Annotated in this window: 9 protein-coding genes, 8 tRNA genes and 1 riboswitch; of the genes, 15 read left to right on the top strand and 2 right to left on the bottom strand. The window is 31.7% G+C overall.

Annotation, left to right across the window (positions count from 1 at the left end; all coding sequences use genetic code 11):
- Nucleotides 1-35 precede the first annotated feature (35 nt).
- Complete coding sequence (gene yyaC / locus DY168_RS04750) at nt 36-575, bottom strand: spore protease YyaC (protein ID WP_423237229.1); 540 nt, start codon at nt 573-575, stop codon at nt 36-38.
- 256 nt (nt 576-831) lie between these two features.
- On the opposite strand from yyaC, the gene DY168_RS04755 reads away from it, so the two are divergent.
- The 9 genes from DY168_RS04755 (at nt 832) to metK (ending at nt 3,003) form a co-directional block, all read left to right on the top strand.
- Nucleotides 832-906: transfer RNA gene (locus tag DY168_RS04755), tRNA-Thr, on the top strand.
- Between the two features lie 3 nt (nt 907-909).
- Nucleotides 910-994: transfer RNA gene (locus DY168_RS04760), tRNA-Tyr, on the top strand.
- Nucleotides 995-1,000: 6 nt separating this feature from the next.
- Nucleotides 1,001-1,076: transfer RNA gene (locus DY168_RS04765), tRNA-Val, on the top strand.
- A gap of 27 nt (nt 1,077-1,103) precedes the next feature.
- A tRNA-Thr gene (locus DY168_RS04770) sits at nt 1,104-1,178 on the top strand.
- 3 nt (nt 1,179-1,181) lie between these two features.
- Nucleotides 1,182-1,266, top strand: a tRNA-Tyr gene (locus DY168_RS04775).
- A gap of 6 nt (nt 1,267-1,272) precedes the next feature.
- Nucleotides 1,273-1,348 (top strand) — tRNA-Val (locus DY168_RS04780).
- A 27-nt stretch (nt 1,349-1,375) separates the two neighbouring features.
- A tRNA-Thr gene (locus tag DY168_RS04785) sits at nt 1,376-1,450 on the top strand.
- A 3-nt stretch (nt 1,451-1,453) separates the two neighbouring features.
- Nucleotides 1,454-1,538: transfer RNA gene (locus tag DY168_RS04790), tRNA-Tyr, on the top strand.
- A 91-nt stretch (nt 1,539-1,629) separates the two neighbouring features.
- Nucleotides 1,630-1,729, top strand: a riboswitch (SAM riboswitch).
- Between the two features lie 98 nt (nt 1,730-1,827).
- Entirely contained in the window at nt 1,828-3,003 is a 1,176-nt protein-coding gene (gene metK / locus DY168_RS04795) for a methionine adenosyltransferase (protein ID WP_115640723.1), read from the top strand.
- A gap of 74 nt (nt 3,004-3,077) precedes the next feature.
- Here metK and nagA read toward each other — a convergent pair whose 3' ends face one another.
- Nucleotides 3,078-4,208, bottom strand: a complete 1,131-nt coding sequence (gene nagA / locus DY168_RS04800; protein WP_115640724.1) for an N-acetylglucosamine-6-phosphate deacetylase — start codon at nt 4,206-4,208, stop codon at nt 3,078-3,080.
- A 241-nt stretch (nt 4,209-4,449) separates the two neighbouring features.
- On the opposite strand from nagA, the gene recD2 reads away from it, so the two are divergent.
- The 6 genes from recD2 to prfB all read left to right on the top strand — a co-directional run bounded on the left by recD2 (nt 4,450) and on the right by prfB (nt 13,366).
- Nucleotides 4,450-6,684 carry an SF1B family DNA helicase RecD2 gene (gene recD2 / locus DY168_RS04805; RefSeq protein WP_115640725.1) on the top strand — a complete coding sequence of 745 codons (2,235 nt, stop codon included), beginning with the start codon at nt 4,450-4,452 and terminating at the stop codon, nt 6,682-6,684.
- Between the two features lie 38 nt (nt 6,685-6,722).
- Nucleotides 6,723-7,754, top strand: a complete 1,032-nt coding sequence (locus DY168_RS04810) for a hypothetical protein (protein WP_115640726.1) — start codon at nt 6,723-6,725, stop codon at nt 7,752-7,754.
- Nucleotides 7,727-8,503 carry a ComF family protein gene (locus DY168_RS04815; protein WP_115640727.1) on the top strand — a complete coding sequence of 259 codons (777 nt, stop codon included), beginning with the start codon at nt 7,727-7,729 and terminating at the stop codon, nt 8,501-8,503. Before DY168_RS04810 ends, DY168_RS04815 begins: the two co-directional genes overlap by 28 nt.
- A gap of 451 nt (nt 8,504-8,954) precedes the next feature.
- Nucleotides 8,955-9,482: a ribosome hibernation-promoting factor, HPF/YfiA family gene (hpf, locus tag DY168_RS04820; protein ID WP_115640728.1), complete on the top strand. Its 528-nt coding sequence runs from the start codon at nt 8,955-8,957 to the stop codon at nt 9,480-9,482.
- A gap of 175 nt (nt 9,483-9,657) precedes the next feature.
- Entirely contained in the window at nt 9,658-12,165 is a 2,508-nt protein-coding gene (gene secA, locus DY168_RS04825; protein WP_115640729.1) for a preprotein translocase subunit SecA, read from the top strand.
- 81 nt (nt 12,166-12,246) lie between these two features.
- Nucleotides 12,247-13,366 (top strand): peptide chain release factor 2 gene (prfB, locus tag DY168_RS04830; RefSeq protein ID WP_115640730.1). Its coding sequence is split into 2 segments (ribosomal slippage): nt 12,247-12,324 and nt 12,326-13,366, totalling 1,119 coding nucleotides; the frame shifts between segments, so codons are not numbered across the junction.
- Nucleotides 13,367-13,382 lie beyond the last annotated feature (16 nt).

Consider the following 13,382-nt stretch of genomic DNA (forward strand, 5'->3'; position numbering starts at 1 on the left):
AGCAAAACTATATAAAAGTATAACGTCTAGAGCACTTAGACCTGTAATTCATTTAAATATATACAATTAAATAAGGATTCTGTTATTATGGTTGCCATATCAAGAATAAAACTTAGGCGTATGGTGTTATTAACAAATATATTGTTTGCAGAGTTGCAATCAACTATGCCTATAATTGATGTATCACCAATATGTGGGAGGGTTTTACCTACTCCTTTACCTGGATATAAAGGAGAATTCCTAAATTGAATTTCACCTATAGAAGACTCATCACCTAGACATGCATCTATTGCTAATATATTAGAGGTAGGATGCAGTGATTTAATATGTGAAACTTTTTCAATTAAGTTTAAAGCATGAATTGGAGAAGAAATGCTTCCATAAACAGGTAATGGAAAAAGCTTATATGTAAGTAATGTACCTACAATTGGACCTAAGGAGTCGCCAATACATCTATCTGTACCAACACATATTAAAATTGTATTTTTATCTATGAAATTTTTAAGTATCTTAGAAAGTTCAAAAATAGCGAGATTATTTTTGTAATGGATTTTATAATTTTTCAATATAATCACCTCCTAATTAATTTATATGTTTAATAAACAATAATATTACGCTTAAGAAGAAATGGCTATATAGAAGGCTTAAGGTATGATCTTAAAAAAAATAAGAATGGTGCCAAAATACATAGTGTAATAGAGTAATATAAAGTAATGAAAGGATAATTTAGCGTAATGCCATGAAGTTTAAGTTGAATTTATATCTATATCTAGGTATACTAATCCTTGTCAGTCGATGAGGCACACAACAAAACAATGTATTGGTAGATATGCTGGCATGGCTCAACGGTAGAGCAGCTGACTTGTAATCAGCAGGTTGTAGGTTCAATTCCTATTGCCAGCTCCATATGGAGGAATTCCCGAGTGGCTAAAGGGGGCAGACTGTAAATCTGCTGTCTACGACTTCGATGGTTCGAATCCATCTTCCTCCACCAATCCCAGGGCGCATAGCTCAGCTGGGAGAGCATCTGCCTTACAAGCAGAGGGTCACAGGTTCGAGCCCTGTTGTGCCCACCATTTTTAAAATTGAAATTATATATTTTTGCTGGCATGGCTCAACGGTAGAGCAGCTGACTTGTAATCAGCAGGTTGTAGGTTCAATTCCTATTGCCAGCTCCACATGGAGGAATTCCCGAGTGGCTAAAGGGGGCAGACTGTAAATCTGCTGTCTACGACTTCGATGGTTCGAATCCATCTTCCTCCACCAATCCCAGGGCGCATAGCTCAGCTGGGAGAGCATCTGCCTTACAAGCAGAGGGTCACAGGTTCGAGCCCTGTTGTGCCCACCATTTTTAAAATTGAAATTATATATTTTTGCTGGCATGGCTCAACGGTAGAGCAGCTGACTTGTAATCAGCAGGTTGTAGGTTCAATTCCTATTGCCAGCTCCACATGGAGGAATTCCCGAGTGGCTAAAGGGGGCAGACTGTAAATCTGCTGTCTACGACTTCGATGGTTCGAATCCATCTTCCTCCACCAAAAGACACGTATGTGTCTTTTTTTTATTGGGATGATATTGACGTAATAAACGTAATATGGTAGAATTTATTATGTTATAAAATTATATAAGCTCTTATCAAGAGAGGTGGAGGGAATAGGGCCCTGTGAAACCCGGCAACCGGCTAATAAGCTACGGTGCCAATTCCAGCAGTATAACTGCAAGATAAGAGAGAAGCGAAATAAAGTCACTTCTTTCTTGAGGGGCTTTTTTATTATGTTTTAGAAAGGAGTGAAAACTATACTAAAGAAAGTTTAGTATAGGAATATTATGAAAAAATTATTTACATCAGAATCAGTAACAGAAGGACATCCAGATAAAATGTGTGACCAAATATCAGATGCTATATTAGATACAATATTATCAAAGGACCCAAATGGAAGAGTAGCTTGTGAGACTATGGTAACAACTGGTATGGTAATGGTAGCTGGAGAAATATCTACAGATTGTTATGTGGATATCTCAAAAGTAGTTAGAAAGACTATAGAAGAAATTGGATATGTAAGAGCTAAATATGGATTTGATGCTGAAACTTGTTCAGTAATTACATCGATAGATGAGCAGTCAGCTGATATAGCCATGGGGGTAGATGAGGCTTTAGAATCTAAAAATGGTACTAAAGAGGAACTTGGTGGAATTGGCGCTGGGGATCAAGGAATGATGTTTGGATTTGCCAGTAATGAAACAGAAGAGTATATGCCTCTTCCAATATCTATGGCTCATAAATTATCAAGAAGGTTGTCAGAAGTAAGAAAGAATGGAACTCTTCCTTATTTAAGACCGGATGGAAAGACTCAAGTTACAGTAGAATATGAGGATAATAAACCTAAGAGAATAGATACTATAGTAATCTCAACTCAACATAGCCCTCAGGTATCCTTAGAGCAAATAGATGAAGATTTACGTAAGTATGTAATTGAAGAGGTAGTTGAACCTAGCCTATTGGACAAGGATACAAAATATTATATAAACCCAACAGGTAGATTTGTAATAGGAGGACCTCAAGGAGATTCAGGATTAACAGGAAGAAAAATAATCGTTGATACTTATGGTGGATATGGAAGACACGGTGGGGGTGCTTTTTCAGGAAAAGATCCAACTAAGGTAGATAGATCTGCAGCTTATGCAGCTAGATGGGTTGCTAAAAACTTAGTTGCCGCCGGAGTTTCTGATAAAATTGAAATTCAAGTAGCTTATGCTATAGGTGTTGCAAGACCTGTATCTATTGATGTAGATACCTTTGGAACAGGAAAGATAAGTGACGAGAGAATAATAGAAATAATTAGCAATGTATTTGACTTAAGACCAGCATCAATAATTAAAGAACTAGATCTAAGAAGACCAATATACAAACAGGTTGCAGCTTATGGACATTTTGGTAGAAGTGATTTAGATCTACCATGGGAAAAATTGAATAAAGTAAATGCTATAAAAAGATATATATAAGAAATACGCAAAAAACAACCTGGATATTTAAAAATATCCAGGTTGTTTTTTTGAAATATATGAATACATAATTATTAAAGAATTACATTACCATTAATTATAACCTTTTTAACATTTATTCCATCATCGAATAGTAATAGATCGGCATCGAATCCTTCTTTAATAGATCCTTTAAAGGTATCTACTTTACAAAGTTTAGCAGGATTCACAGTAGCCATATTAACAATTTCGTTTAAAGGATAATCGGTATTGTTATAAACATTTCTAACAGCCTTATCTAGAGTTAAAATAGAACCAGCAAGAGATCCCGATTTTAATCTAGCAGCTCCATTTTCAACAATAACCTTTTGCCCACCTAAGGAATAAATTCCATCTGGCATTGAACAAGCCATCATAGCATCAGTTACTAATAATACCTTATCTAATCCTTTTTGCTTATAGGCAATTCTTAAAGAGGGATAACTTATGTGAATCCCATCTGAAATTGTTTCAGTAGTTATAGAAGAATCAAATATTGCACCCACAACTCCAGGATCACGATGGTGAAGCCCTGTCATAGCGTTAAAAAGATGGGTAGAGTGAGAAACACCACATTGTATTCCTACCATGGCCTCTTCGTATGTGGCCTTAGTGTGGCCCATAGAAGCGGTTATGTCTTTATCACGTAGATATGCTATAAGTTCGCAAGCACCTTCTATTTCAGGGGCTATAGTAACGCTTACTACAGTATCTATATTATCACCTACTATATCTAGAAATGTTTGCAAGTATGGATTTTCTACAAAGTCAGGATTTTGAGCTCCGATAGCTTTTGGACTTATAAAGGGTCCCTCTAAGTGAGCCCCTAAGATATTAGCTCCATCAGTTCCCTTTAGCTTAGCTTCCTTTATAGTTTCAAGAGCCTTGTTTATATCGCTTGTAGAACAGGTCATTGTAGTTGGCAAAAAGGAAGTAGTTCCATATTTAGCGATGGTTTTTGAAATTATGTTTAATGATTCATAAGTTCCATCCATGGTATCATGGCCTCCAGCTCCATGAATATGGACATCTATAAATCCAGGAGATAAGTATAGACCTTCGGCATCCATAACATCTTTTTCATCAGTATTTTCAGGATTTATAGATTTAATTTTACCATTATGAAGTAAAACGGAACCTTCTTCTATTCTATCTTCATATATTATTTTACAATTTTTAATTAACATGAAATCACCTCAATAACATATATTTTAGATATATTTATTATAGGACATGTGGAGAAAAATAACCAGTTAATATAAATTGTCATGTATTTATTAAAAATAGTAATTATCAATTAATAAATTACTTTAACTTGAATTTAAGTTTTATTATACTATAATCTTCATTATAACTATTGTTTTAAAATCTTTATTAAGGATAATTGTGATATAATTACTTTAATTAAGAATTGAGTGAGGAGATTATATGGAAGAAATACAAGTCACTGTAGAAGATATAATATTTCAAAATGAAGAAAATGGATATGTGGTTGCAAGAGTAGACGAAAAAGGTGATGATACAGTCATTGTAGGGTGTATACCATATATATCAGAAGGACAGAATTTAAGATTAAAAGGCGAATGGACTTTGCATAAGCAGTTTGGTAAGCAGTTTAAAGTAAATGAGGCTGAGGAAATATTGCCAAATAGCTTGATTGGAATTGAAAGATATTTGTCTTCGGGTGTTATACTCGGAATTGGACCTGTTACAGCTAAAAAAATTGTAAGTAAATTTGGAGAAAAGACTTTTGAAGTTTTAGAAAATGATATAGATAGACTTTCTGAAATAGAAGGTATAGGGGAGAAGAAAATAGAACTCATATATGATTCTTACTTTAAGCAAAGAGAAGTTAAAAATATTATGGTGTTTTTACAAACATACGGTGTAACACCAAATCAATGCATGAAAATATATAAAAGGTTTGGAGTAGAATCTATAAGTATTATAAAAAACAATCCATACATATTAACGGAGGAAGTTTCAGGAATAGGGTTTAAATCAGCAGATAAAATAGCTAGAAGTTTAGGGATAGAAATTGATTCAGAGTTTAGAATACAAAGTGGCATAAAACATGTAGTAAATCAATTTTGTGCTTTAGGAAATACTTATATGCCAAAAGATGAACTTATAAAGGGCGCCTCTGAAATATTAACAGTAAAAGAAGATTTAATAATCAAAAATATATTTGATTGTGTTATTGATGGAAAGGTAAGAGTGGAGATAATAGATGGTGTAGAATGCGTATTTACATTACCTTATTATTATGCAGAGCTTGGTATAACAAAATCTATGCTTTCCATAGTTTTTTCAAGCTTTGATACTATAGACGTTAATATAGATAAACAAATAAAAGAATTCGAAGAAGAAAATAACATGAGTTTTGCTAATTCACAAAAAGAAGCAATAAAAGGTGTAATAGATAATGGGGTAGAAATAATTACTGGTGGACCTGGAACAGGTAAGACTACCATAATAAAATGTATACTAGATATATTTGATAAAAATGGTATGAGTGTAGTTATGGGAGCACCAACAGGTAGGGCTGCAAAAAGAATGACGGAATCAACGGGAAGAGAAGCTAAAACTATTCATAGATTATTAGAGCTTGGATTTGGATTAAATGATGAAGAGATGGCATTTTCTAAAGGGGAAGAATCGCCTTTAGAGTGTGATGTTATAATCATAGATGAGGCATCTATGATAGATGTACTACTTATGAATAATCTTTTAAAAGCCTTATCATTAGGGACTAGACTTATAATAGTAGGCGATGTCGATCAGTTACCATCTGTTGGAGCAGGTAACGTGCTTAAAGATCTTATCGAAAGTGAATGTATAAAGGTGGTAAGGTTAAAAGAAATATTTAGGCAGGCAAAAGAAAGTATGATAGTAGTTAACGCCCATAAGATTAATAATGGAGAAATTCCAATATTAAATGATAGAGATAAAGATTTCTTTTTTATAAAGGAAGAAGACAAAGATAATATTTTAAATACAGTGGTAGAATTAATAAATACAAGGCTACCAAAATACAATAGTTCATGGAATAAACACCAACATATACAAATATTATCGCCTATGAAAAAAGGACCTTTAGGTATTATAAATCTAAATTCTAAATTGCAAGAGGTTCTAAATCCTAAAGCTGAAAATAAAAGAGAAAGAGAATATCGAAGTACAATTTTTAGAGTTGGAGATAAGGTTATGCAAACTAAAAATAACTATTCTCTAAAGTGGATCAGGGTAGATGGTTATGGAGATAAAGAAGGTCTTGGGGTATTTAATGGAGATATGGGATTTATCTTAAATATTGATGAGGAAGATAATAATATAACGGTTATATTTGATGAGGAGAGAGAAGTTATCTATGAAAATATAAATCTAGATGAATTGGATTTAGCTTATGCAATAACTATACATAAGAGCCAAGGAAGTGAGTTCCCTGTAGTTATTATGCCTATATTTGTTGGGTCACCTTTGCTTATGAATAGAAATCTATTATATACAGCAATAACAAGGGCTAAGAATTTAGTGGTATTAACAGGCTCTGTTAAGGCACTTAAATACATGATTCAAAATGATAGAAGCTTTGAGAGGTTCTCTTCATTAAAATGGAGGATGAAAGATACAGTCTCCGACGAAATTTTTAATGAACAATAAAGTATCAAATAGATGGTAATAGATTTGGAGGGGCATAAATGTCCATATTTAAAGTTTTTAAAAGTAAAAATGAATCCATAAAAGATGCACATACGGATCAAAATGTTATGAACTGGGTAAAGAAAAACAAAAAACACTTAAATGTGGTTTCTATTCCTTACAATAATTCCTTAACATTTTTAGAAATAATACTTGAACTAATTAGAGAAAATAAAAAGGTCTTGTATATAACCAATCAAGATATAAAAGATATTTCATTGTTAAAGAAAATAAGGACAATAACTTCATTTAGAAGTTATTGTTACTTTAGAGGGAATTATACTAACTTAGAAGATAAGCTTTTAATAATAACTAATTACGATAGTGCATACCTTATTAAAGATAACTTTTATTGCGTTATATATGATGATATTAGTTGTTACTCAGAATATGAATCAAAGGATATAAGAGGCCTAGTTTATAAAATTAAAGCTGAAAAGTATATAGTTGCATCCATCGAACCTATTTTAGAAGAGGGCGATGTAATAGAAGTTACGAGGAAGACAAACAACATTCCTATAATAGAACCTAGAATAATTACAACAAAAATAGATACCAATAAGGAAATACCTTATATGATATATGATTATATGAAATGGTTTGTAAAGTCTAGGAGAAAGGTTATATTATATGCACCAGATAATCAAAAGGCAGATAAAATTTATAATCAAATATTATATTTAAGAGAAGATATAAGAACAAGCATAATAAGATATAATGAATCTAATATAAATATAATAAAAAAACGATTAATGATGAGAGATGAACCTATAATAATAGTAATAGATAATATGAATACTTTTCACATGGAAGTCAATAATTTAGATATAATAGTATATTTTGCAGATGACGAAAGATACGATTATAAAAAATTAACTTATATATGTGGAAAGGTAGGTATGAAGGAAGGGTTTAGTAATTCTGAAGTGATTTTTCTTGGAAATAACCTCACTTTAGATATGGAGAAGGCTAAGTCCATAACTAGAAACTTCAATAAAATAGCATGGGAAAAAGGATTAATAAATATTTAGATAAAGAAAGTTTAAAGAAATATAACAATAATGATAATAGGTTAAAAGAAGTTATAAAGGTTAAAGTAAAATTCTTAGGTTACTTGTTAAGATATCTAATTAATTGTAGTTTATCTATTGTATTCCCAAAAGGCTCATTTTGTTTACTGTGTAAAGAGGAAAGACTACAAGATTACTATTTATGTTATGAATGTAAGAATAAAATAAAGTTAAATAAAGAATCTTTTTATATAGAAATTAAAGAGATGAAATTAGTATATTATTCAACAGCTTATTATTCTCATGAAATTCGAGATTTATTAATGCGATTTAAGTATAAAAGAGACTTTAATGTCGCACGTTTTTTTGTTTCTAATATTATGGAGGTAATAGATTACAATAAAATAGATTTTGATATTATATGTTATGTTCCAGCAAGCAAAGATGGTAAAAAAATTAGAGGTTATGATCAAAGTGAAATATTAGCATGCATAATAAAGGAGAAAAGTGGGATGCCAGTAGTTAAGTGTCTAAAAAGGGATATTAACACAAGGGAACAAAAAACTGTAAGGGTGGAAGATAGGTGGGAAAATTTAAAATCAACTTTTAAGTTTGATATTAGATATTTAAAAGAAGTTAAAAATAAAAAAATAATACTTATTGATGATGTTGTAACTACAGGCTCTACCTTATATTTTTGCTATAAAGAATTAAAAAATAATGGTGCTAAAGAAATTAATATATTGACTGTTGCAAAAAGTAGGTTATAATATATTATGAAGCTAGGTTTGTGGTTGAAAGTCGATGCCAGTCGCAGGCGAAACGATCCACGTAAGTTAGATAAAATGTCTAATGATCATGGTGCGGCTTAGAGGTTAGTCCTGCCATTTATTAAAAATGAGAGAATTAGTAGTGAGGGGTTAATTCCTAGTAGCAAAAACTCCAGCAGGCGGGTGTGGGGTCAAAGACCAGGTCAACTAGCTAGATAAAGCCTTTAGTCAAGTTTTGACTAAAGGCTTTATTTTTTTAAAAAGTTAAAGTGAAAATAAATAAGCGAGTCACATATTAATATAAAAAAATAATGAACAAAATATTTTGTTAATTAACATAATAGCCCTTGTTAAATTTCAAAAAGAGTTATAGAATAAGTATAAAGACATAAATAAAATTTGCTTTAATTAAACTTAAAATAATACAACTTAGCAGAGAGGGGCTGGAATTATGAAAATAGTAGTAATGGCAAAAAACATAGAACTTACAAAAGCATTGAAGGAAACAGTAGAAAAGAAACTCTCAAAGCTGGAAAAGTATTTTAATCCAAGTGTGGAAGCACACGCAACTTTAAGTGTACAAAAAAACAGACAAATAATTGAGGTAACAATACCGTTTAACGGAGTAATACTAAGAGGCGAAGAGTCAACAGATGATTTATATGCTTCCATTGATTTAGTAGTAGACAAATTAGAAAGACAAATTAGAAAGCAAAAAACAAAGCTACTAAGGAGAAATACTGGAGATTCTTTAAGATTTCAATCAATAATAGCCTATGAAGATAAGGGAGAGGAAGAACCAAAAGTAGTTAAAACTAAGAAATTTGCAATAAAACCAATGGGTACAGAAGAAGCTGTTTTACAAATGGAGCTTCTAGCTCATAGTTTCTTTGTATATCAAAATGCAGATACAGGCGAAGTAAATGTGATCTATAAGAGAAAAGATGGAAATTACGGTTTGATAGAGCCTGAATTTTAAAACTTTAAAATTGTAAATGAAAAATTAATGTTTTTATATAGCGGCTCTTTATAATAAGGAGCTGCTATTATTTTAAATATTTTCACTTTTAGAGCTTAGTATTGAAATGTTTACTAATTCAATGATATAATTTAATAATGAACTATTATAAGAACAGAATGGTGAGGATGAAAGTATGGGATTAATTGATAAGGTATTTGGAAGTTACAGTGAGAGAGAAGTAAAAAGAATCATTCCAATTGTAGATGACATAGAAAAGCTAGAAGAAAAAACTAAAAGCTTAAATGATGAAGAACTTAAAGAAAAGACCAATGAGTTTAAATCAAGAATTAAAAATGGTGAAAATCTAAATGATTTACTTCCAGAGGCATTTGCAGTGGTAAGAGAAGCATCTGTAAGAACCTTAGGAATGAGACATTTTAGAGAACAACTTATAGGAGGAGTAGTTCTTCATCAAGGTAGAATTTCAGAAATGAAGACAGGTGAAGGTAAGACTTTAGTTGCCACACTTCCTGCATACTTAAATGCCTTAAGTGGTGATGGGGTCCACATAATAACAGTAAATGATTATCTTGCAAATAGAGATAAAGAGTGGATGGGACAAATATTTGAATTCTTAGGGCTAAAGGTAGGCGTAATACTGCATGGTCTAAGCTCTCAACAAAGAAGAGAAGCTTATAATTCGGATATAACATATGGTACTAATAATGAGTATGGATTTGATTACTTAAGAGATAATATGGTTATATATAAAGAGGAGAAGGTTCAAAAGAAATTAAACTTTTGTATAGTAGATGAGGTGGATTCTATACTCATTGATGAAGCGAGGACACCTCTTATAATATCTGGTGAGGGAGAAAAGTCTACCGAGTTTTATAAAGTTGCTGATTATTTTGCAAAAACTTTAATAAAAGAAGAGGATTTTACTGTAGATGAGAAGACAAATTCTACAATCCTTAGTGAAGAGGGAGTTAAAAAAGCTGAAAAGTATTTTAGACTTGAAAATTATGCGGATGCTCAAAATATGGAGATACAACATCATATTACCCAAGCTTTAAAAGCTAACTATGCAATGAAACGGGATAAAGATTACATGGTTAAAGACGGAGAAGTAGTAATAGTTGATGAATTTACTGGAAGACTTATGGAAGGTAGAAGATACAGTGATGGACTTCACCAAGCTATTGAGGCTAAAGAAGGAGTTAAAGTTGAAAAAGAATCTAAAACTCTTGCTACAATAACATTCCAAAATTATTTTAGGATGTATAATAAGTTATCTGGTATGACAGGAACAGCTCAGACTGAAGAAGTAGAGTTTAGAGAAATATACGGATTAGATGTTATTGCAATACCTACTCATAGGCCAATCAAAAGATTAGATTATCCAGACACTATATTTAAAAGTGTAAAGGGTAAGTATAATGCAATAATAAAGGATATTGAAGAGTCTTATAAATTGGGACAGCCGGTTTTAGTAGGTACAGCTAGTATAGAGAAATCAGAAGTTTTATCAGCCCTTTTAAAGAAAACAGGAGTACCTCATCAAGTATTGAATGCTAAATATCATGAAAGGGAAGCTGATATAGTATCTCATGCAGGAGAAAAAGGATTAGTTACTATAGCTACCAATATGGCAGGGCGTGGTACAGATATTAAGCTAGAAGACGGTGTATCTGAAATTGGTGGACTTAAGATAATAGGTACAGAAAGACATGAATCAAGGCGTATAGATAACCAGCTTAGAGGTCGTTCAGGACGTCAGGGGGACCCTGGATCTACTAGGTTTTATCTATCACTAGAAGATGATTTGATGAGGGTTTTTGGCTCGGAAAAATTACAAGGATTAGTAGATAAAATTGGACTTGGGGAAGATGATCCAATAGAAAGCAAAATGGTTACACGAGCTATCGAAAATGCTCAAAAGAAGGTAGAGGGAAATAACTTTGATGTTAGAAAAACTCTTCTAGGATATGATGATGTTATGAATCAGCAAAGAGAAATAATTTACAGACAAAGAACTCAAGTTCTAGAAGGCGAAACCTTAAAAGAGCAGGTTCAAGATATGATAAAAGATGTTATTAATAATGCTGTAGACTCTCATCTATCAGGAGTAGAAGATACATTTAAAGAAGATGTTAAAAATCTAATTAATTTTATGGAAGATTTATATGTTCCACATCATTTTGTAAAAAGTGAAGACTTGGAATTGTTATCAAATGAAGAAATAAAAGCAAAATATTTATCTATAGCTAATAATATTTATTCAGAAAAAGAAAAAGATTTTGGACATGAAAGTATGAGAGAGATAGAAAGAGTTATTCTCTTAAGAGTAGTTGATACTAAATGGATGGATCATATTGATAATATGGATCATTTAAAACAAGGTATAGGGTTACGTGCATATAAACAACAAGATCCTACCCAAGCATATCAATTTGAAGGAAGCACCATGTTTGAAGAGATGATTTATAACATAAAACATGATACTGTAAGATATTTATTGCAAGTTCAAGCTGAAAGAGCCCCTGAAAGAGAAAAGGTTGTAAAAGAAGTTTCAACTAATTATGAGGACTCCTCAGTAAGAAAAGAACCAATAAAAAAAGAAGAAAAGATTGGACGAAATGATCCATGTAACTGTGGAAGTGGTAAAAAGTACAAGAATTGTTGTGGTAGAGAAGCTTAGTTATAGTATAGATTTGCAATTTTTAAAAAGTTGCAAATCTATATTCATTTAGGAGTACATTATTTAAAGGGAGATGAAAATATGAATTTACAATTAGAAGAACAATTATCTAAAGTTCCACAATTTAAAGAAACTTTAAAAGAAATGGGGGCTTCACTTTGACATATTAAAAATGAAGCTGGTTATTGAAGAATATGAACATAAAATGCAAAGCCCGGGATTTTGGAATGATAATATAAAAGCACAAAAAGTATCACAGGAATGTAAGGCTTTAAAAGATCAACTAGATAAGTACAATTCATTGGTACTACGATTGGAAGATATAGAAGTTTTAGGGGAATTAATTGGTGAGGAGAAAGAATCTATTATAAAAGAATTTATAGGTGATATAAAACTTTTGGAAAAGGATGTCGATAAATTCAGAATAGAAACTTTGCTTTCAGGAGAATATGATAGAAATAATGCTATATTAACTCTTCATGTAGGTGTTGGTGGTAATGACGCTCAAGATTGGACTGAGATGCTTCTTAGAATGTATACAAGATGGATTGAGAGTAAAGGATTTACAATTGAGATAATTGATTATATAAGTGGAGATGAAGCTGGAATTAAAAGTGTTACCCTTAAGGTATCTGGGGAATTTTCATATGGATATCTTAAAACTGAAAAAGGAATACATAGGTTAGTTAGAATATCTCCATATAATTCTAGTGGTAAAAGGCAGACTTCTTTTGCATCTGTAGAAGTTCTTCCAGAATTAAAAGAAGATCAAGATATTGACATTAGGCCAGAAGCTCTAAAGCTAGATACCTTTAGAGCAGGTGGTGCTGGTGGTCAGTATGTGAATAAAACAGAATCTGCGGTTAGGATAACTCATATACCAACAGGTATAGTTGTTCAATGTCAAAATGAAAGAAGTCAACATTATAATAGGGAAGTTGCACTAAAGGTTTTAAAATCAAAGCTTATAGCATTAAAAGAGAGGGCTCATAAGGAAAAGATTGAAGATTTGACTGGTGAACAAAAAGATATGGGATGGGGTAGTCAAATAAGATCTTATGTTTTCCATCCTTATAACCTAGTAAAGGATCATAGGACCTTGGTTGAAAATGGTAATGTAGATGCTGTTATGGATGGAGATATTGACTTATTTATAAATGAATATTTAAAACAAATAAGTAACGGTAAACTTAAAGAATAGATATAAACTTATATCA

The organism is Clostridium putrefaciens, from assembly GCF_900461105.1.
Lineage (GTDB): Bacteria > Bacillota > Clostridia > Clostridiales > Clostridiaceae > Clostridium_L > Clostridium_L putrefaciens.

What these genes read in the sequence shown, in the direction of transcription:
- metK (WP_115640723.1), top strand. Translation starts at nt 1,828, where the DNA reads ATGAAAAAATTATTTACATCAGAATCAGTAACAGAAGGACATCCAGAT.
- nagA (WP_115640724.1), bottom strand. Translation starts at nt 4,208, where the DNA reads ATGTTAATTAAAAATTGTAAAATAATATATGAAGATAGAATAGAAGAA.
- recD2 (WP_115640725.1), top strand. Translation starts at nt 4,450, where the DNA reads ATGGAAGAAATACAAGTCACTGTAGAAGATATAATATTTCAAAATGAA.
- DY168_RS04810 (WP_115640726.1), top strand. Translation starts at nt 6,723, where the DNA reads ATGTCCATATTTAAAGTTTTTAAAAGTAAAAATGAATCCATAAAAGAT.
- DY168_RS04815 (WP_115640727.1), top strand. Translation starts at nt 7,727, where the DNA reads ATGGGAAAAAGGATTAATAAATATTTAGATAAAGAAAGTTTAAAGAAA.
- hpf (WP_115640728.1), top strand. Translation starts at nt 8,955, where the DNA reads ATGAAAATAGTAGTAATGGCAAAAAACATAGAACTTACAAAAGCATTG.
- secA (WP_115640729.1), top strand. Translation starts at nt 9,658, where the DNA reads ATGGGATTAATTGATAAGGTATTTGGAAGTTACAGTGAGAGAGAAGTA.